This is a genomic window from Paenibacillus sp. RC73, from assembly GCF_044908085.1.
GTDB classification, from domain to species: domain Bacteria; phylum Bacillota; class Bacilli; order Paenibacillales; family Paenibacillaceae; genus Paenibacillus; species Paenibacillus terrae_A.
This window is the reverse complement of sequence record NZ_JBIYCV010000009.1, coordinates 111,619-130,907: the sequence shown is the minus strand read 5'-3', so window position 1 is coordinate 130,907 and position 19,289 is coordinate 111,619. Positions and strand designations below refer to the sequence as shown.

The following is a 19,289-nucleotide window of genomic DNA, read 5'->3' as shown; positions in this document are numbered from 1 at the left end:
AAACAATATAAGATACGAAAAGCTCCCCTTTAACATTTTCGCATCTAAATAAAAATCATACTGATTCATGATTTTTCGTTTCTCATGAAACAATTTTATTGTAATTATATTGAGAATAATTATCAACTACTTTTTTCAGAAAATTCTTCTCTCTCGCAAACCATGCTTTAATTTTCATTTCCAAAAATTTAATTGTATAATCGTAAAATGAGACAAGCTCTTATGAAAGGGATGATCTTACATGTCGGATGCAAACCAATTATTCGGTCAAGCACTGGTTAAATCGCTGGTCGGTGAACGTGGACATATTCGAGTGGCTCGGGCTTTGCCGGATATCGACGCTGAACTGGCAGGTAAAAAAAATGTAGAAATGCCCTACAGCATTTATCAACTGTTGAAGCATATGAGCTACTGGCAGCAATTTATGCTGGAGCATTTGGAAGGTCGGAAGCCCCAACTTCCGGGCAATGTGATGGAAAGCTGGCCCGAAGAAACCGGACCGCAAAGTGAAGAAGCATGGCAGGCAGTTATTAAGGAATTTTTGCATGGCGTAGATCAGGCTGTAAAGATTGCCGAAACCGCACAGCTGGATGATTCGCTGGCCCATTTCCCCGGTGAAACGAAAGCGGGACTGCTGCGGAATATCGCTTCCCACAACTCATATCATTTGGGCGAAATCGTGCTGCTGCGCCGTATTTATGGAGCTTGGCCGCCGCCTGGAGGGGGCTTTCCCGCTTAAAGGGAAAACTGTGCCCTCGGGAAATCAGGCACAATGAGGAGCACACCTGCGTATCCTAGGGAGAATTACTCCCCTTGTGCCCTGCTTACTTATACTCATCCTACCTTGATTTGGAGCCCTTTATGCGTCATCAGGAGCAATCAGAAAAATGGTCCCCCATTATGCATAATCAAAGAGAGGTTTCGAGGATATGAAGAGGCGTATACATTTAAGCCATAATATCATCTGTATGATTGTCATTAGCCTTATTGCTAATATGAGCGGGAGTATGATCCTCCCGCTCTTTGCTATTTATGTAGAACAGTTCGGCATATCCGCACTCAATATGAGTATTTTATTTTCTCTATTTTATGTGGGAAGATTTCTGGGTGGAGGCTTGGCAGGACGAATTTATGAAAAGATTGGCGCAAAGCGCTTGGGGCTGAGCTTACTCTTCGCTGAAATCATTTGTATGCTCTTGTTCCCGGTTGCAGAAAGCTTCTTCATTCTATCCATCCTTAGACTCCTTCAAGGCTTGGTGGCGATAGGATTAACCGTCTTTGTAAGAGTCACCATTAACCAGATCAGTACCACGGAGAATAGAGGTATCCTCAATGGATATATCAGCAGCAGCGAAGGTGCAGGTACGATTTTGGGACCTATCATGAGTGGAATCATTGTTTCCTATTTTACTTTAGCTGTCCCGTTCTATTTCGTCGCTATTTTTTCCTGTATATCCTTCGTTGCCGTCTCCAGAATGACATTCCCCCGTCTCTCTTCCAAACCTCAGCAGCAGCAAGAACCCCTTCATGAATCGAAAAGAAAAACCATGCTAACGAAACAGCTACTGCTCTATTCCACCGTTCATTTCCTTGAAATGAGTGCATTCGCCATATTTTTAACGTACTTCTCTGTGTATGCAACCTACAAGCTCCATTGGGGCCCTGTAGAAATCAGCTTGGCTTTTACAATCATCGGGGTATCGACGTTTGTATCAGCACCCTTTATTGGCAAAGTATCCGATCTGCTCAAAGATCGCTTAATCCTCAGTATTATTGGCCTGTTGCTGATCATGGTGGAAATAGCCTTGTTTCTTTGGTTCAAGGAACCATGGATTGTATACTTGGGGATGTTCATCGGAGGCATTGGCGGAGCCAGTTATCTGGATTCTTTTTACTCCCAACTGGGGGATGTCATTCCTGAGGAAAATAGAAGTTCATTTATCGGCAACGTCGTATCATTTTCGGAATTAGGGGCCATTGTCTCTCCAATCATCGCAGGCGTACTCATTGAACGTTTTAACATAAATGCCCCTTTTTATTACAATATGCTTTTGGTGCTTATGGCTATTGTTATCCAATACTTCATTCGGTTAAAGTTGAAATCCTCAAGAAAAAGGCCACTTGCATAAGCAGGCAGCCTGTTCCTTGACCTATAATTACAGCTCCAATTCAACTGCAACCCCGAAATGATCGGATACGACTAATCCCGTTTTTCCGTTCAACACGACAGTTGAAGATTGAACCTGTACGGGTTTGTTGGAAAAAATATAGTCAATCCGCAGCGGTTCGGCGTTACTTTCCCAGCCTGCAATGGCTTTGATGACCGTATGGCCTTCATCACGTACCGTTGCGTTCGGATAGGTGTCCGACCAGCCGGATTGCAGCACATAGTCATACCCTTCCCCGCGCACTTCAGCCGCATTGTTGAAATCCCCCATCATAAAAACAGGCGTCGGCGCAAAAGGATTCAATACCTCCGTTGTACGGTCCCATAGTCCACGGAAGGATTCCTCATCATTCCACCAGTTGTAGTGCCCGCTCACAAACCAAGCCGATACTCCATCCACCGCAGTTTGCACGCCCACAATTTTACGGGATCGGTAGTTGTCATAGTCCCGTAGCGAGGAAACATATTCGTTCACCGTGCCTGTAATCGGTGTTTTGGACAAAATCGCCAAGCCCTCATCGTATTTGGCAAAGCCAATATGTGCGGGGGCCCACGTCCAATAATAGGTATCGGACAATAACCCATTCAGCACATAAGCGTAATTATCGCGCTTAATGACCACCTCAGGATCAGCGCTATAGTAAGCGCCCAAATCGTCCGGCGATAAAGGAGCCTCGTCCATAGACTGGTTCACTTCCTGCAAAGCAATGATATCGAACTGCTGCTCATGAATAAAAGCGGCCAGTTGTTTTAGCTTTTCGAGCTGATTTTCTTCCATCCAAGCATGTACATTTAAGGTTAACAATTTCAAAGTAATCACCTGTTGAGTATGTCTTGTATATCTGATTTGAGCACATCGGCCTTCGGTCCGTAAACCGCCTGTACCCCATTATCTACTTTAATTAAGCCCAGAGCGCCCAACGCTTTCCATGTCTTTTCGTCCCCGACGGCATCTGTATCCTTCACCGTCACACGCAGACGGGTCATGCAGGCATCGACCTCGACAATGTTCTGCTCACCCCCAAGCGTTTTGATGATATCTGCCGCCAATTGATTCTGAGGGGAAACGGCCGCTACATGACCTGTATCCAAATCCGCGCTGCCAGTCCCTCCAGCCTCCTGAGGCTCCTCATCCGTATAGTTCCCCAGTCTTCCCGGCGTAGCCATTTGGAATTTGCCGATCATAAAATAAGCGATAAAGTAAGTCACCACCGCAAATACAACACAAGTCAGCACGAAATTGATAATGTCCTGCACCAAACCCGCATTTATAGACAACGGTAATCGAGTCAGCAACTCAATCATACCAAACGAATGTAAACGCAAATGTATGATGTCCGCCATTCCGAACGCAATTCCGGTAAGAATAGCATAAACCACGTACAGTACAGGCGCTACGAACATAAACATAAATTCCAGCGGCTCCGTTACCCCTGTCAAAAAGACAGCAGCGGCGGCTGAAAAAATCATCGACTTGTACTTGCTTCGCTTATCCTTGTCTACACGGCGATACATAGCCACCGCCAGTCCCATAAGGATTCCCGCTCCGCCGATCATTTGCCCTACCTTAAAGCGGGCAGGCGTCACGCCTTCCAACAAGCTATTGTAGGCTGTCGGATCGGTACCACGAAGCGCACTCAGGTCGCTTGCCCAAGCCAGCCACAGCGGGTCCTGTCCAGCAACGACGCTGCCCGCCCCGGAACCCGTAAGCGTCGTGTAAACGCCACCAAGTTGAGTATAGTTAATAGGAACCGTCAGCATATGGTGAAGCCCGAAGGGAATTAACAGTCTTTCCAGTGTACCATAGACAAATGGCGCTACAAAAGGAGCCGATTCCCCAGAGGTCGCCAACCAAACACCAAACTGGTTAATCCCTCCCTGGATAAATGGCCAGATGGCAGACATGATCAAACTAACGATGACAGACCATAAAATCACGACAAAAGGAACAAAACGTTTACCGTTAAAAAAGGCTAAAGCGTCCGGCAGCTTGCGGTAATTGTAGTATTTGTTAAATACCACTGCCCCGACGAACCCGGAGATGATACCGACAAACACGCCCATATTGAGTGCAGGTGCCCCTAAGACAGAAGTAAAATAGCCACTGACCGGAATAGATGCACCAAAGAGAGTATGGGTGGTTGCCCCCTCCTGCGTTAGCATCTTCGAGGATACGCCCAAAATCGTTCCTGTTGAAATATTAATAAGAATAAAAGCAATTAAGGCGGCAAAAGCCCCGCCAGCCCGTTCCTTGGCCCAGGAACCGCCGATTGCCACCGCAAACAGAATGTGTAAATTGTTAATGATGCCCCAACCCAAATTTTCCATGACCCCACCGACGGTCAACCAGACATGAACATCACCAGCCAGCATTGCCACCACTTTACCGAGCGAAATCATAATTCCGGCCGCTGGCATGACAGCGACAACCACAAGCAGTGCTTTCCCAAGCTTTTGCCAAAAATCAAATGATAGAAGTTTTTTCATTTCTCCATCAATCTCCATCCATATAGTATGTATAGCGTTGTTTGTTACCTCGTAAATAAATGCAATCGGTTGCACAATTATTATAATGATATCGCTTTCTATTGGCAATACCCTGATTGTAAACATCTTGGTTAATGACGATGTAAAAGCTCGAAAAAAGTCGCGAATTTGTTGATTTTCGAGCAATATCGTATGATAGAACATAATATTTCCTGCTTGAGATAGCAAAAGGAGAAGAAGACGATGGCAGTAACCATCAAAGATGTCGCAAAGCGTGCCAATGTTGCTACTTCCACCGTGTCCCGTGTCATTCAAGACAGCCCAAAAATTAGCGAGGCCACCAAGGCACGTGTCCGCAAAGAAATGAAGGCGCTTGGCTATGAGCCCAATTATTCAGCCCAAAGTCTGGCTAACCGTGTCACACAGTCGATTGGCATTATTATGCCTGAATCGGATGTGGCGATCTTTCAAAACCCGTTCTTTCCGGAAAGCCTTCGCGGGATCAGCGAATGGGTAAATGAGCATAACTATACACTGTCGATTGTCACAGGAAAAACGAGCGATGAATTGCTATCCCGCGTGAAGCTGATGACGCGAACCGGACGTGTTGACGGCTATATTGTCTTGTATTCCAAGCAAGAGGATAAAATCGTGGAGTATTTTCATAAAGAAAAAATACCTTACACTGTAATCGGCAAGCCTCAGCAATTTATCAGTGAAACCACTCATGTGGACAACGATAACTATCAGGCCGCCAAGGACGTGGTCACTTATTTGATCCGTCTGAATCATCAGCGTATTGCTTATGTTGGCGGAGATCATGAACGCACTGTGAATACCGAAAGACTCAGGGGCTATCAGGATGCGCTGCGGGAGGCCCATTTGCCTCTACCGGACGAGTACGTTGTCAGGGAGCCTTTTACCCTGGAGGACATACGGACGCTATTGCAGGTTTCCCCGCCGCCTACCGCTATGATCGTCAATGACGACCTTGTAGCGATGGCTGTACAGAAATTTCTGTCCCAACTGGGCGTATCCATGCCAGAACAGCTTTCCATGGTGAGCTTTAACAATCTGATGCTGGCTGAGCTGATGAATCCCCCTCTTTCTTCCGTAGATATTGATATCTTCACCCTTGGTTATCAGGCGGCCAAAAGTCTGATCGAAAAAATCGAAGACCCCAAGGAACTGACCAAACATATCATCGTTCCCCACCGGATTGTAGAACGCGAATCCAGTCAGAAGCTACCGTACTCCGAGGAATGAACAAAAAACTGATTTTGTGGACATCCATAAAATCAGTTTTTTTGCGTTGACAGGGCAATCGGTTGCACTATATACTGAACTCGCTCATATACTGGTTTCGTTAAAACAACGAATTCATTTTCCGAGAGGGGTACGCAATCATGGTTTATAACCGATTATTTGACGTAGATAACTGGAAACTGACAACCCACACTCTACATACAACACACATGCGATTACAAGAAAGCATAATGTCCATAGGCAACGGTTATATGGGCATGCGCGGCAATTTTGAAGAAGCCTATTCAGGTGATCATCATCAAGGAACTTATATCTCCGGTGTCTGGTTCCCCGACAAAACAAAGGTCGGCTGGTGGAAAAACGGCTATCCCGAGTATTTTGGCAAGGTCATCAACGCCATGAATTTTATCGGCATCGGTCTGATCGTGAACCAGCAGGAAGTGGACTTATTTACGGCCCACATCAGTGATTTTGTGCAGGAACTGGACATGAAGCAAGGTATTCTGCGGCGTGCCTGTACCGTGAACGGTCAGGTTCGTATCACTACGGAACGTTTTCTAAGCATCACCACTCGTGAACTATGCCTGATTGATTACCAGGCAACCAATATAAGCGAGCAGCCTCTAACGATTGAGCTTGTTCCTTATTTGGACGGTAATACGAGAAATGAGGACACCAACTATGATGAGGTGTTCTGGCTGGAGGAAGCGCGCGAGGTTCAGGAACAATTCATCAGCCTATCCACAACGACGATAGACAATTCGTTTGGTATTCCGCGTTTTACCGTAAACGCTACCATGGGTATTGTGACCGCAGGACAGGATCAGCAAACGACGGAAGAGGGCTTTTTGTATGCTGCACGCCACTATCAATATACCGTTGCTCCAGGTGACAGTGCTCATCTGCAAAAAATCGTGGCTGTCACCACCTCACGTGACATAGAAAGGGATGCGTTGATTCCACAAGCTGAACGTCTCGCCGTGGAAGCCGTGAACAAAGGATACACACTGCTTAAGCAGGAGCATATCGCCGCTTGGGACGGACGTTGGGAGAAAGCAGATGTTGAAATCGAAGGGGATACAGAGGCCCAGCAGGGAATACGTTTTAACATTTTCCAGCTATTCTCTACGTACTACGGTGAAGACGCCCGCCTGAACATTGGCCCCAAGGGCTTTACGGGTGAAAAATATGGCGGTGCCACGTATTGGGATACGGAGGCGTACGCTGTGCCGATGTATTTGGCGCTGGCAGATCCTGATGTGACTAAAAACCTGCTGCTATACCGCTACCATCAATTGGAGGGTGCCAAGCATAATGCGGCACAGCAAGGACTGCAGGGCGCACTGTATCCTATGGTCACCTTTACGGGTGTGGAATGCCATAACGAATGGGAAATTACCTTCGAGGAAATTCACCGTAACGGGGCCATTGCCTATGCCATTTACAATTACACCAACTACACGGGCGACTTGGCCTATTTACGGGAATATGGAATAGATGTACTGGTCGAAATTAGCCGCTTCTGGGCGGATCGTGTTCATTTTTCCCATCGCCATCAGCAGTATATGATCCACGGGGTTACCGGGCCGAACGAATACGAAAACAACGTCAATAACAACTGGTATACCAATACACTGGCTGCATGGGTTTTAAAATATACGTTATCGGTCTTGTCTCAAACTTCTTCAGAGAAATCGGAGAGGCTGGCTGTTACCGAGGATGAGCTTGCGCATTGGCAGGATATCATCAACCGTATGTACTATCCCTACGATGAGGAACGGGGCATATTCGTACAGCATGATACCTTTCTGGATAAGGATTTGCAGCCTGTATCCTCCCTTGATCCAAGTCATCTGCCGCTAAATCAGAAATGGTCATGGGATAAAATCCTCCGTTCCTGCTTCATCAAGCAGGCGGATGTGCTACAGGGTCTGTATTTCTTCGGAGATCAGTTCACGCTGGAGGAAAAAGTGCGCAATTTTGCATTTTATGAGCCGATGACCGTTCATGAATCCAGTCTGTCCCCATCCATTCACGCCGTGCTGGCCGCTGAGCTCAAAATGGAGGAAAAAGCAGTCCAGATGTATCAACGGACGGCTCGTCTGGATCTGGATAATTATAATAACGATACCGAGGACGGTCTGCATATTACCTCCATGACGGGAAGCTGGCTGGCGATTGTGCAGGGCTTTGCCGGAATGAGAACGTATAACGAAACATTGAGCTTCTCCCCCTTCCTGCCTCAGGGCTGGAGCAAATATACGTTTAAAATCAACTATCGCGGTCGCTTGCTAAGTATTCTCGTACAGGAAAATGAAGTAATCATTACGCTGTTGGACGGAGAACCCTTGACGCTGGAGCTGTATGGACAGCCGACACATATAACCAATGGGCAACCGTTAATGACGAGCAGTGTTTCATAAATACGGGCAGACAAGGGGGAGAAGCGAATGAAGGCAGTGATTTTTGACTTGGACGGCGTGATTACAGATACCGCCGAATACCATTTTCAGGCATGGGACAGCTTGGCGGCGGCGTTGGGCATTCCTTTTGATCGAGAATTTAATGAGCAGCTAAAAGGGATCAGCCGAACGGAATCACTCGACAAAATATTGGCGCGGGGTGAAGCGGACGCACATACTGCCGAGGATAAGCTGGAGCTGGCTGCACGGAAAAATATGGAGTACCAGCGGCTCATCTCGGCTTTGACCCCGGCAGACGTACTACCGGGCATCCATGCACTTCTAATGGAGTTACGCGACGCCAGGATCGGAATTGCGCTGGCCTCTGCGAGCAAAAACGCAGCGTTTATACTGGATAGGCTGGAGCTGACACACTATTTTGACAGTGTGGTGGATGTCACAGCCATTCGGCATGGCAAGCCTGACCCGGAAATCTTCCTCACCGGAGCCGTGAATCTGGGTGTTCAGCCTGCCGGCTGTATCGGTATAGAGGACGCTCAGGCCGGAATCCAGGCGATCAAGAGTGCAGGAATGTTCGCGGTCGGTGTGGGCACGCCCTCGCAAATGCAAGGTGCCGATATCGTGGTGGCTACTACCGCCGAGTTGTCTTTGAGGATGTTGGAGGAGCATTTTTTCAGGGGATGAAGAAGGGAAAGAATATAAAAAAATGACCTGTCTCTGTGACAGGTCATTTTAGTGTGTTTATGACTTGAAGGACTTTCTCTTTGGTATCTGGGTGATTATTCGCATATTCTGTGAAGGCTTCTTGCAAAATGGTTCTTTGATCCTTTTCGGTAACAAATGACCAGGTACGCAGCATTGTAGCGAACTCTTCCGGAAATCTAAAAGATAGCGCATTCCTTGCCAAAGCGATTACCTCCTATTCTTAATAGCTTGTGATAAAGCAGCCAGTGAAATAACCAGACCGACCAAAGCGATGATAAGGGTAACAGTTTGCATACTGATGCCTCCTTTATGGTTTCTCGAATTTGTAAAATATAATTTACAACAGAGAATGAAGAGGGTAAGATAAGCATAAGATGATAGGGTGCAGGAAGGGGATTGCTCCCCAACCTTGCTGATGATTCAAGCCTTCTTACGTTGCAGCGTAAGGGGCTTTTTACTTTACCCGGCGGTTATTTTTCTTGGCTGTTTGGAAGTTCATCCAAGCGGCTGCGAGATTAACCAGTGCCGTGAGTAGAAGTACAATCGCGGTCCCCATCGTCTTAGGTTCTCCTTTCCGGAGTGCTTACTACACCCTCTGAAATTATATTACTATACATACGTACTGCCATCAATACGAGATTCCCGCATCCTCACGCAGCCACTGGAGCACGTCCCGTTGGTTGTCGGGTGAGACACCGTGGTCTGTCGGGTACGTTTTGAACGTGCAGTGAGATGTCCGGGTCTGGAAATACGCTGCGGTCTCATGACCGATCTTCATTGGAAATACGGAATCGTATCCGCCGTAGGAAATAAATACGGATACGTCCTCCGTGCTTTGCAGCGCGTATTCCGTTTTCACAAAGTCAGGCACATAGCCGTTCAACGCCACGATTCCCTTCAATTGGTTACCCAGCGTAACTCCGTACATGTCTTGTTCATTGGAGCCTTTACCGTGCAGTGTAAACATGGACACTTTCCATCTGCTCCCTCCACCTCAATTTACGTCCCAGCATTTTACATTATTCGTTTCCATTCGCTCGCAGGTACAATATATAGACGGACAGAATCATTCCGATCTATTATATTGCCGAATAAAAACCGCTCTCTGGATTAATACAAATACTCGTTCATGAACTGATATAATGGAAGTGTTAAGCTGTCATCAGATTGACTATTCTCTCTTAGGAGACTAATGCATATGAAACCAACCTATCTTATGGATGATATACAGTGGCAGCAGCTTATCCAGAACGTGGCTGACCATTTTAATGACGTGACGATTAAACGCGGCTTTCAATATTTCAAGCAAGGAAAGGTAAAAGAATTTACATTGCCTGACGCCGACCATATCGCGGCTGTCGTAGATGGAAGCGAGCTTTACGAGGTCGATCTCCACTTGAGCGCTTTTGCTGCCAGCCGATGTACATGTCCGGTTCATAAGAACTGCAAGCACATGATCGCCGCACTGCTGAAATATGCGAATATGCAGGAGCGTTCCGTACATGCGTTGGTGAACGCCCATTCAGCGGGCTTCACCCGGTTGGCCACCAAATCTGACGCGCGCACCACCGCGCCTGCTTCCCGGTCCACTCCTTCACCGGATCGCAAGCAGGCTGCCAGAAACACGCTCAGCAAAACAGCAAGCCGCATACTGAATTTGCCCATCTCGGAATGGCATGACTTGTTCGATCAGTGCATCGCCCTTATCCACATGAATACGCAAAATTCCCAATATGCACAAAGCGCGCTGGCCTCAATATATGCTGTGAAGCCGCCGCTTTCACCCGGCATGGAACAGTTGTATGAATTGCACGCTCATCTGCGTGTGCTGGAAAAGCTGGTGCCTCAGTCACCTATGCCAGGCTATCCCACCCATTCCTATATGGGATATTACACGCAAATCGCCGCCGATGAGCTTAAAGAAGCTATCGAGCGTGATTTTGAGAGCCAGCTTGTCCTAACACCTGCCCTAACCAATGAACCGATGCAAGAAGCACGCATGGCAGAGACCTTGGCCTATTTACGCCGAAAAATGCTGGCAGAATCGCGTAACGGCACTTATTTTTCAGACGCGTACTACCGATTTTGGCTAAATTGGATGCGTCCCAAACAGAAAGATTCCACTTCCAGCATATATGCGGAGGAATTACAGCATTTACGGGCGGCTGAGGATGAGCTTGGTACAGCTTTGGCCCGGCTTCCCTGGATGCTGGCCCAAAGCTGGATGTATTTTTACCAGTCTCAGGATGATCAAGCCTGGTCACTGCTTGAGAAGGCCGAAAAGGCTTTTCCGCTAAAAATCTCTTCCAGTCAACTGCTTTTGTTCTTACATGCCTTACGTGAAGCCGAGGAATGGTCGCGCCTCAAGGACGGACTACGGCATATCGGCCCCTTGCTCCACAGCCATCGGGACGATCATTTGCACGATTATATGAACGATTGGGATACGGTTTTGCAGCATCTTCCAGAAGCAGAACAGGAAATGTGGGATACACTGGTCGGAATGCTTCCTTTTGCCGGGGGAATGTATGAAGAAGCACTGCTTGCCCACGACAAATGGCGGCAATGGATCGACTACCAGTTAAGTATACGCAGCGAGCCTTTGAGTTTTCGGGTGAGCGTGTTGCAGCCCATTGAAAAGAACGCACCGGAGCTGCTGCTGCCCTTCTACCATCAGGCGGTGGAACGATATGTGCTGGAAAAAAACAGATCCAGCTACAAAGCGGCGGTCAAGCTGTTGAAGCGGCTGTTCAAGCTATACAAAAAAATGAAGCAAGAGCCGCGCTGGGAGCTGTTCTTCGCGACCTTCACCAGCCGCCATAGCCGCCTGCGGGCGCTACAGGAGGAATTGCGGAAAGGGAAATTGTTATCATGAGCCAATATACGGAGACGATTACGGTACACATCCAGTTAACCACCTATGGAGACGCGCTTATTTATGGCGATTCGTCTATGAACTACAGCATTTCCGGCCAAATCCTGAAGCAGCGTTTATTTGCTTGGCATGAGGCTTCTTTCTATGGCACCGAGCTGGAGATTCAGCACGTTCAGGACACGGATATTATCCTCCTCCCCTCGGAGCAGGTGATTCCCTTTCTGACGGAGCGCAAATGGCTGGAGCATATCGAATGGATCTGGGACGAGGACAATGCCCCGTGGCTTCGATTGATCCCTCTACTTGCCCATTGCATTGAAGCGAAAGCCTACGTGCCCAGCTTCACAGCATTTCAGACAGGGAAGCTGCAATGGATTTGGGATACGGAAGCACTGGAGGCGGCGGAGGCGCGAGAGGCGTTAGAATCGGGGAAAACGCTGGAAAGCACCAAACCGGCAGAGCTTGCTCTGCTTGACAGCCTGGAGAAGGACGAGCGCGAAGGGCTGGCTGCGGCGTTCTCGGCCACCGTGTTTCAACGCTGGTACGGCACCGAAGCGGAAGCCGCCGATTTGCGAAGAGAATATCCAATTCTCTTCGCCCAAAACCGCCCGGCCGCGGCTGGTCTGGACGCGCGGGCATGGCTTATCGCTATCGGCTGGAAGGCCGATACCGCGCCCTTCCGCCCGCTCCTGCAACTGCTGGAGCCAGAGCTGGAGGACGACGATCCGTCGTGGCAGCTCAAGCTTGTGTTGCAGGACAAGCAGGACCCGGCACTGCTGGTGCCTGTACGGCTAGCCGACGATGGATACGCATCCGGCCCGTGGCCCGATGCGTGGACAGCCCATGTGCGTGAGCGCTCAGCCGGATGGCTGGAGCGCTTGACCGCGATTTTGCCCGCCGGGCAGCGGACCGGAAGCCGCGATGACGTGCTGGATCGCCCGCTCTCCGACGAGGCGGCGTGGCAATTCCTGACGACCGACAGCCATCGCTTGCTGGAAGGCGGTTGGCAGGTACTGCTGCCCGCTTGGTGGGAAGCAGCCACCCGCAAGAAGCCGAAGCTGCGGGCCAAGGTCCGCCCTGGCGAAGGCGGGAGCGAGCGAGCGAAGGGCGGCTCGCTGTTCGGACTGGACTCGATTGTCCAGTTCGATTGGCGTGTTGCCATTGGCGATGCCGATCTGAGCGAGTCCGAGTTCGCCGAGCTGGTGGCCCGCAACGAGCGGCTGGTGCGCTTCCGCGGGCAATGGATCGCACTCGATCCCGCGCTGCTGGCGCAAATCCGTCGGGCCATGGCCGGGATCGACAGCACTCAGGGATTGTCGTTTCAGGACATCCTGCAGCTACACCTGCTCGGCAACGCTGATGAGGCGGAGAGCGACGCTACGGGAGAACAGCCGGAGGATGCGGCACGCTTCCGGCTGGAGGTCGAGCTGAACGGGCATCTGCTGAAGCTGATCAGCCAGCTTGGGCGACAGTCGGAATGGCCCGCACTGGAGGTGCCGGATGGACTGCAAGCCGAGCTGCGGACGTATCAGCGGGACGGATACGCGTGGCTTGCCTTTTTACGGCGCTTTGGACTGGGCGCCTGCCTTGCCGACGATATGGGGCTTGGCAAAACGGTGCAGTTTATTGCCTATTTGCTACATCTACAGGACATCGCAGCAGAGACGAGCGTCCGCTCCAGCTCGCTGCTGATTTGTCCAACTTCGGTACTGGGCAACTGGCAGAAGGAACTTAGCCGATTCGCCCCTTCATTGAAGGTCATGCTCCACTATGGAAGCAAGCGGGATCAGGGAGACTTGTTCCGCGAAGAAGTCGAGCAAGCCGATGTCATCCTGACCTCCTTTGCAACAGCGACCCTTGATCAAGAGCAGCTGCAAAGCATAACCTGGGACTCGGTTTGCCTGGATGAAGCGCAGAACATTAAAAATTCGCAAACCAAGCAATCCAGTGCCGTCCGCAGCTTCCCTGCCCGGCATCGTATAGCGCTAACCGGGACGCCTATTGAAAATCGGCTGTCCGAGCTATGGTCGATTTATGATTTTATCAATCCCGGTTATCTGGGCAGCGCACGCTCCTTCAGCAATCGGTTCATCAATGCTATCGAGAAGGAACATAACGAACAACGAACGATAGACCTGCAAAAACTAGTTCAGCCCTTCATGCTGCGACGCAAGAAGAAAGACCCGGCTATACAGCTTGATTTGCCCGAGAAAAATGAGATGAAAACGTATATTCACCTCACCTCCGAGCAGGGAGCGCTCTATGACCAAATTGTTAAAGAGCTCATGGAACGGATGCACAAGCTGGAGGGGATTGAGCGAAAAGGTGCTATATTATCTGCCCTTACCCAGTTGAAGCAGCTTTGCGATCATCCTGCGCTCTTAACCAAGGAGGCAGCCCCGGATGCCACGGCTTCCGGCTATAGTCAGCCCGATTTCGAAGCAGTTATCAGCCGTTCATCCAAGCTGGAGCGTATTTTGGCCATGGTCAAGGAGCTGCGGGAGGAAGGCGAGCGCTGCCTTATTTTCACACAGTATATTGGCATGGGACGTATGCTCCAGCAGGTGCTCGCTCAAGAGCTGCAAGAGCCGGTGCTCTACCTCAACGGTAGCACGTCCAAAACCGCCCGTGACCGGATGATTGATCAGTTCCAAGCTCACACACTGCCGTCAGACGAGCAGCCGTCCGTATTTATTTTGTCGCTCAAGGCCGGGGGCGTGGGTCTGAATCTGACAGCTGCCAACCACGTCTTTCACTTCGACCGCTGGTGGAATCCGGCTGTTGAAAATCAGGCCACAGACCGCGCCTACCGGATGGGACAAACGAAGGACGTACAGGTGCACAAGTTCATCTCGCTGGGCACGCTGGAGGAACGTATTGACGAAATGCTGGAGAGCAAGCAGCAGCTTAGCGACCAAATCATTTCCAGCACCGAGGGCTGGATTACCGAGCTGTCGACAGACGCATTAAAAGAACTCTTTACACTACGTCGCGACTGGGCGTGATGAGGTCTATAAACCTATTTTTGAAGAAGTAGTTTATCGCACGGTTCGAAACTCCTTTGTGTGCATCTACTATCACATCACAACAAAGGAGTTGATAGGTAATGGCCATTCGTCCTCCTCAAACCTTAAAGTCTACGGGCAGAAAGGTTCCTGTTACGAAATATCGTAATGTGAGTCCTACGCAAACCTTTAGCCGGTTTACGGTCATTTGGGCTCGTAATGATGGAGTACCTTTTATTACAACGGGATTTTTTGCAGTCCTCCGCCGTACAGATGAAAGCTTTGTGCAAGCTGCCAATTTCGACAGTTTCGGCACAGTCCGATTCAACAATGTGCGTACACCTACGAACCAGCCTTATATTCTACGTACCTTTAGAGACGACGGAACGCTGTTCCGGGTCAGATCGGTACCTGCTGGTGTGTCCTCGTATGTCGTTATCGGTTAAGTGCTTGCCGAACGCAGTCTGAAAATGTATACGAAAAGAAGCAGCCAGGAACAGAGTACATCTGTCCTGGCTGCTTCTTATTCCAAAGCTATTTTCCAATATATTTATTCGGAATCTTCCACCGTTTCTGTAGCTTTCGAAGCGACTGCTTTGTATGCTGTTTTAAGCCAGTTTTCACTCGACCAGTTCAGCTTGCCTGCACCTGCTCCGTCCTTAGCTTGCAATTGAGCAACCAGGTTCTCAGGATCTTCGGCTGTGTAGCTGTAAGGCAACGTTGTGAATCCATTCCAGGAGAAGTTCTTACCTTTTACAGGATAAGGGGCTAACGGGCTATTTGCATCTTCGCTGCCCCCTCTGAATACTTTACCGTTGTCAGAGAAGATAACATCTTCTGCTTTGATCTTACCTGTGTAGTCATCTTTTTTAGGGTCTTTTTGATTATTACGAACTGGAGAAAATACATCAATTAAATATGATTTTTCAAGTAATACCGCGCCATTTTCAGTTGAAATCGCACCATTACCTACGACGTCAAAATGGTATCCTTTGGCAGCAATCGCTTTAGCCATGTCGGATGTAATTCTGTTCTTGGCTCTAGCCAATCCGGCATCGTCCATAACGATGTTATAGGCATGGGCATTACCAGCACGCAAACGCGGCATACGGTCTTGAATATCCTTGTAGTAGTTATGGTGCAATGTTACTGCCAAATCTGCATTATCAGCGGCCATCTCAGTAGCACCGATCAGATGCGCTTTCTTTTGTCCTGCTGCGATATCAATGATATCTTCTTTACTCAAGCCTACTGCACTGCTTCTCAGATAAGCATACATAGGGTAGGAAGCTTTGTCTGCTTCCATAGCGTTAATTTGTTGAGTTACCCAGCTATTGGAGCTGCGGTCATCTCCTTTGAACAAGGACCAGGAAATGGTAACTCCGTTACTGCCTTTTTTCACATCTACCAAGCCATCATATGCTTTGTTGAATGTACAATGGTCAATCCATACTTTGGAGCTTTGGCCTTCAACCGTGATATAATCCCAGTCATTCTTGTCATAGTTCCCTTTGGTTGCTTCATCCCACTCCCAAAGTTCGTCAAATTCGAGGTTACGGAAAATCAAATTAGAGCTTCTTTTGATAACAAAGCCAGCATGTTTGATTTTAGCGCCATTTGCCGAGAAAATCGTGATTCCATTCAAGTTTTCTATATAGATTTTGCTCACACCTGTTTTCTTCAAAACAGGATTTGTCAGCACAGGGTTGTTTGCACTAAAAGGCATGACCTTCGCAGCATCAGGCATTTCGTTCCATCCCAAATCAAGATCATTCATGATCTCAATAACTTTGACTTTAGTACCTTTTTTAAGTGCCTCGTTGAGATCTACAGCGTTGTAAACCTTTTTGTAATTGGCATCGGTTTCCTTAATTTCCCCGCCACCTGTATTACCATAGGAGAAACCGGCCAGATTATAGTTAATATTTGAGGTTGCGTTTTTATCTACCCCAGGAGTTGGTTTATCTGTACCTGGTGTTGGATTCACAGGTGTTGTACCTGGATCTGCTTCAGTTGAAGCGCCAGATACGATAACATTATCGAACTGGGCAACCGCCTTGGAGGTTACCAAACCAATAGCTCCGGAAGCAAGGCTGGAATCTGTTGCGGTCAGCTCCAGCTGATCATTGACATACATCTTAATCTCCGAACCGGACAGCTCCAGCTTCACTTTGTACCAGGTATTGGTGTCCAGTTTGTATTTGTTATTGGTAGCCAGTGTCTTCATAGAACCGTTTACCTTTTTGCGAATTTCAAGTGCTCCACCCTTCTTGTTGTACAAGGATGCAGCATAAAAGTTGTTGGAATCTGTGTATCTGCCTGCAACATATACCCGATTGGAGCCATTAAAATCATCTACATATACATCCGCTTGTACGCTATAGTTCGTCCATGATGCATTACCTTTAACAGAATGGCTTTCGCTTCGACTAGATTGCTGGTATGTAGAGCCATTCCCGTCCGCGACAACAGACCAGTTCCCTGAACCTGCTGTCCAGCCTTGAGCTTCCCCTTGTTCAAAATCATCACTTACCTGTAAATTCCCATCCGCATGCGCATGACCTAGTAACGGTAACGATAAAGACAGAACCATCGTACTGCTCAACATTACACTTGCACATTTTTTCAACAAACTCGACTTCATGTAACAGTCTCCTTTTTAGATAAATTGATAAGAACCAACCAACATAACTGTATAGCTGTTTGTGCCACACGGCCTTTCCAAACAATATATGCTAGCGCAATACACTAATAATTATAGACTTATAAAATAATATTAAAATATGTCGAATTACTTATCTTTTGGTTTAAATTCTCTATTAATTTTGCATCCTTTTTCGTGAATATACCAAATACCCTTTCATAAAACCACAAAAAACCTTTTTTTGAATAAGGCATAAGGTTGTCATGTTTAAAGTGATACATTTAAAGAGGTCGACATAATGAAAAGAACCTATAGGAGTGATTAGATGCCCAGCTATCACTATGCTTCCAAAGCCGAGTTAAAAGAAGCGATTCATGCCTCCTACTTACTGTTAGACAGTGAATACAAGGAGGTTGACGAGAACCAAAAGGATATCCGTATCTCCGAAGTAGACAAAACACCCGCAGAAATCATTGCCTACCAGCTTGGATGGCTTCATCTTGTCATGTCATGGGACAAGGGCGAAAAGGAAGGAAAACCCGTCATCATGCCTGCACCAAATTATAAATGGAATAGGCTAGGCGAGCTTTACCAATCCTTTTACAAAACCTACACCCACCACTCTTTACGTGAATTACGCCAACTATTCAAGCTGACAGAGCAAAAGTGGCTGGATTGGATTGACACGCTAAGTCATGAAGAACTCTTTACGCAGGGCGTTCACAAGTGGACAGGCAGTAATCCGAAGTGGCCCATGGCTAGATGGATTCACATCAACTCAGTGGCACCGTTTAAAACATTCAGAGCCAAGATACGAAAATGGAAGAAATACAATGCTCTGCATTGATGAAAAAAAGTGCATGTTGTGCTACAATACTTGAGTTGTATCGGGATATATTCAGGGAAGGGTAAGTGAAACGCCATGCTTATTATTGGTATTGCCGGCGGTACGGGTTCCGGTAAATCAACGGTAGCACGCGCTGTCGTTGAACGTCTGGGATCAAACAAAGTGACTTTCATATCTCAGGATAACTACTATAAAGACCATTCACATCTGAGTTATGATGATCGTGCTTTGGTCAATTATGATCATCCGTTTGCCTTTGACAATGAATTGCTTATTGAGCATCTTCATTGTCTGAAAGAAGGACAAGCGACCCACGCGCCAGTGTATGACTTCACGGTTCATGCGCGTTCTACAGACGAGACGGTAGAGCTTCTGCCGAATCATATTGTTATGTTGGAGGGTCTGCACGTGCTGTCTGACGAAAAGCTTCGTCAACTGCTCGACATCAAGGTATTTGTCGACACGGATCCGGATGTGCGTATTCTTCGCCGGGTACTTCGGGATATTGAGGAGCGCGGCCGCACCATTCAGTCGATCCACGATCACTATTTGAGTACGGTCAAGCCTATGCACGAAGCATTTATTGAGCCCTCCAAGAAATACGCGGACCTGATCCTTCCTGAGGGAGGCCACAATGAGGTTGGCATTCAACTGCTGTCTATTTTGACTGAAAAATATTTGGCAGGAGATCGGACATGGGGTACGGTTTAGGGTAATCCCGGTTTGTTCAGGCTGTCGAGATCTTCTCGATGGCCTTTTTTGTCGTTTTATATGCCATTTGAACTAATTTATTTTTGGATTCCCATCCGATTTATGTTAGCATGTAAAGATTGGATACTTTATATTCGAGCCAATTTGGAAGCGTTATCA

At 48.0% G+C, this 19,289-nt stretch carries 15 protein-coding genes; 10 read left to right on the top strand and 5 right to left on the bottom strand.

The features are described 5' to 3' along the window. The first annotated feature begins 241 nt into the window (after positions 1-241). The gene (locus ABH897_RS20760) at positions 242-739 is read left to right on the top strand and encodes a DinB family protein (RefSeq protein WP_283654191.1); all 498 of its coding nucleotides are present in this window, start codon (positions 242-244) and stop codon (positions 737-739) included. A gap of 190 nt (positions 740-929) precedes the next feature. After that, complete coding sequence (locus tag ABH897_RS20755) at positions 930-2,129, top strand: MFS transporter (RefSeq protein WP_283654190.1); 1,200 nt, start codon at positions 930-932, stop codon at positions 2,127-2,129. A 27-nt stretch (positions 2,130-2,156) separates the two neighbouring features. Here the strand turns inward: ABH897_RS20755 and ABH897_RS20750 are convergent, their stop codons facing one another. Both ABH897_RS20750 and ABH897_RS20745 read right to left on the bottom strand, forming a co-directional pair. Then, positions 2,157-2,978 (bottom strand): endonuclease/exonuclease/phosphatase family protein, encoded by an 822-nt coding sequence (locus tag ABH897_RS20750; protein ID WP_404581250.1) that lies wholly within the window; start codon positions 2,976-2,978, stop codon positions 2,157-2,159. A gap of 5 nt (positions 2,979-2,983) precedes the next feature. Further along, entirely contained in the window at positions 2,984-4,654 is a 1,671-nt protein-coding gene (locus tag ABH897_RS20745) for a PTS transporter subunit IIBC (RefSeq protein WP_283654188.1), read from the bottom strand. Between the two features lie 243 nt (positions 4,655-4,897). Between ABH897_RS20745 and ABH897_RS20740 the strand changes: the two genes are divergently transcribed. The 3 genes from ABH897_RS20740 to pgmB all read left to right on the top strand — a co-directional run bounded on the left by ABH897_RS20740 (position 4,898) and on the right by pgmB (position 9,027). Continuing rightward, entirely contained in the window at positions 4,898-5,920 is a 1,023-nt protein-coding gene (locus ABH897_RS20740) for a LacI family DNA-binding transcriptional regulator (protein WP_283654187.1), read from the top strand. Between the two features lie 140 nt (positions 5,921-6,060). Continuing rightward, positions 6,061-8,343, top strand: coding sequence for a glycoside hydrolase family 65 protein (locus ABH897_RS20735; RefSeq protein WP_404592652.1), 2,283 nt, complete (start codon positions 6,061-6,063; stop codon positions 8,341-8,343). Positions 8,344-8,370: 27 nt separating this feature from the next. Further along, entirely contained in the window at positions 8,371-9,027 is a 657-nt protein-coding gene (gene pgmB, locus ABH897_RS20730; protein ID WP_404592651.1) for a beta-phosphoglucomutase, read from the top strand. 43 nt (positions 9,028-9,070) lie between these two features. Here the strand turns inward: pgmB and ABH897_RS20725 are convergent, their stop codons facing one another. Both ABH897_RS20725 and ABH897_RS20720 read right to left on the bottom strand, forming a co-directional pair. Next, positions 9,071-9,250, bottom strand: a complete 180-nt coding sequence (locus tag ABH897_RS20725; RefSeq protein ID WP_283654184.1) for a hypothetical protein — start codon at positions 9,248-9,250, stop codon at positions 9,071-9,073. A gap of 426 nt (positions 9,251-9,676) precedes the next feature. Next, entirely contained in the window at positions 9,677-10,015 is a 339-nt protein-coding gene (locus ABH897_RS20720) for an alpha/beta hydrolase (RefSeq protein WP_283656170.1), read from the bottom strand. Positions 10,016-10,246: 231 nt separating this feature from the next. Between ABH897_RS20720 and ABH897_RS20715 the strand changes: the two genes are divergently transcribed. The 3 genes from ABH897_RS20715 to ABH897_RS20705 all read left to right on the top strand — a co-directional run bounded on the left by ABH897_RS20715 (position 10,247) and on the right by ABH897_RS20705 (position 15,374). Continuing rightward, positions 10,247-11,923: an SWIM zinc finger family protein gene (locus ABH897_RS20715; RefSeq protein ID WP_404592650.1), complete on the top strand. Its 1,677-nt coding sequence runs from the start codon at positions 10,247-10,249 to the stop codon at positions 11,921-11,923. Beyond that, entirely contained in the window at positions 11,920-14,928 is a 3,009-nt protein-coding gene (locus ABH897_RS20710) for a DEAD/DEAH box helicase (RefSeq protein WP_404592649.1), read from the top strand. Before ABH897_RS20715 ends, ABH897_RS20710 begins: the two co-directional genes overlap by 4 nt. Before the next feature lie 101 nt (positions 14,929-15,029). Next, positions 15,030-15,374, top strand: a complete 345-nt coding sequence (locus ABH897_RS20705) for a hypothetical protein (RefSeq protein WP_283654181.1) — start codon at positions 15,030-15,032, stop codon at positions 15,372-15,374. A gap of 104 nt (positions 15,375-15,478) precedes the next feature. Here ABH897_RS20705 and ABH897_RS20700 read toward each other — a convergent pair whose 3' ends face one another. Further along, the gene (locus ABH897_RS20700; protein WP_283654180.1) at positions 15,479-17,572 is read right to left on the bottom strand and encodes a pectate lyase family protein; all 2,094 of its coding nucleotides are present in this window, start codon (positions 17,570-17,572) and stop codon (positions 15,479-15,481) included. Between the two features lie 325 nt (positions 17,573-17,897). On the opposite strand from ABH897_RS20700, the gene ABH897_RS20695 reads away from it, so the two are divergent. Both ABH897_RS20695 and udk read left to right on the top strand, forming a co-directional pair. Continuing rightward, a complete protein-coding gene (locus ABH897_RS20695) occupies positions 17,898-18,419 on the top strand; it encodes a ClbS/DfsB family four-helix bundle protein (protein ID WP_283654179.1) in 522 nt (173 codons plus the stop codon). Between the two features lie 75 nt (positions 18,420-18,494). Beyond that, a complete protein-coding gene (gene udk, locus ABH897_RS20690; RefSeq protein WP_044644986.1) occupies positions 18,495-19,130 on the top strand; it encodes a uridine kinase in 636 nt (211 codons plus the stop codon). Positions 19,131-19,289 lie beyond the last annotated feature (159 nt).

What these genes read in the sequence shown, in the direction of transcription:
- ABH897_RS20760 (WP_283654191.1), top strand. Translation starts at nt 242, where the DNA reads ATGTCGGATGCAAACCAATTATTCGGTCAAGCACTGGTTAAATCGCTG.
- ABH897_RS20755 (WP_283654190.1), top strand. Translation starts at nt 930, where the DNA reads ATGAAGAGGCGTATACATTTAAGCCATAATATCATCTGTATGATTGTC.
- ABH897_RS20745 (WP_283654188.1), bottom strand. Translation starts at nt 4,654, where the DNA reads ATGAAAAAACTTCTATCATTTGATTTTTGGCAAAAGCTTGGGAAAGCA.
- ABH897_RS20740 (WP_283654187.1), top strand. Translation starts at nt 4,898, where the DNA reads ATGGCAGTAACCATCAAAGATGTCGCAAAGCGTGCCAATGTTGCTACT.
- ABH897_RS20735 (WP_404592652.1), top strand. Translation starts at nt 6,061, where the DNA reads ATGGTTTATAACCGATTATTTGACGTAGATAACTGGAAACTGACAACC.
- pgmB (WP_404592651.1), top strand. Translation starts at nt 8,371, where the DNA reads ATGAAGGCAGTGATTTTTGACTTGGACGGCGTGATTACAGATACCGCC.
- ABH897_RS20720 (WP_283656170.1), bottom strand. Translation starts at nt 10,015, where the DNA reads ATGTTTACACTGCACGGTAAAGGCTCCAATGAACAAGACATGTACGGA.
- ABH897_RS20715 (WP_404592650.1), top strand. Translation starts at nt 10,247, where the DNA reads ATGAAACCAACCTATCTTATGGATGATATACAGTGGCAGCAGCTTATC.
- ABH897_RS20710 (WP_404592649.1), top strand. Translation starts at nt 11,920, where the DNA reads ATGAGCCAATATACGGAGACGATTACGGTACACATCCAGTTAACCACC.
- ABH897_RS20705 (WP_283654181.1), top strand. Translation starts at nt 15,030, where the DNA reads ATGGCCATTCGTCCTCCTCAAACCTTAAAGTCTACGGGCAGAAAGGTT.
- ABH897_RS20700 (WP_283654180.1), bottom strand. Translation starts at nt 17,572, where the DNA reads ATGAAGTCGAGTTTGTTGAAAAAATGTGCAAGTGTAATGTTGAGCAGT.
- ABH897_RS20695 (WP_283654179.1), top strand. Translation starts at nt 17,898, where the DNA reads ATGCCCAGCTATCACTATGCTTCCAAAGCCGAGTTAAAAGAAGCGATT.
- udk (WP_044644986.1), top strand. Translation starts at nt 18,495, where the DNA reads ATGCTTATTATTGGTATTGCCGGCGGTACGGGTTCCGGTAAATCAACG.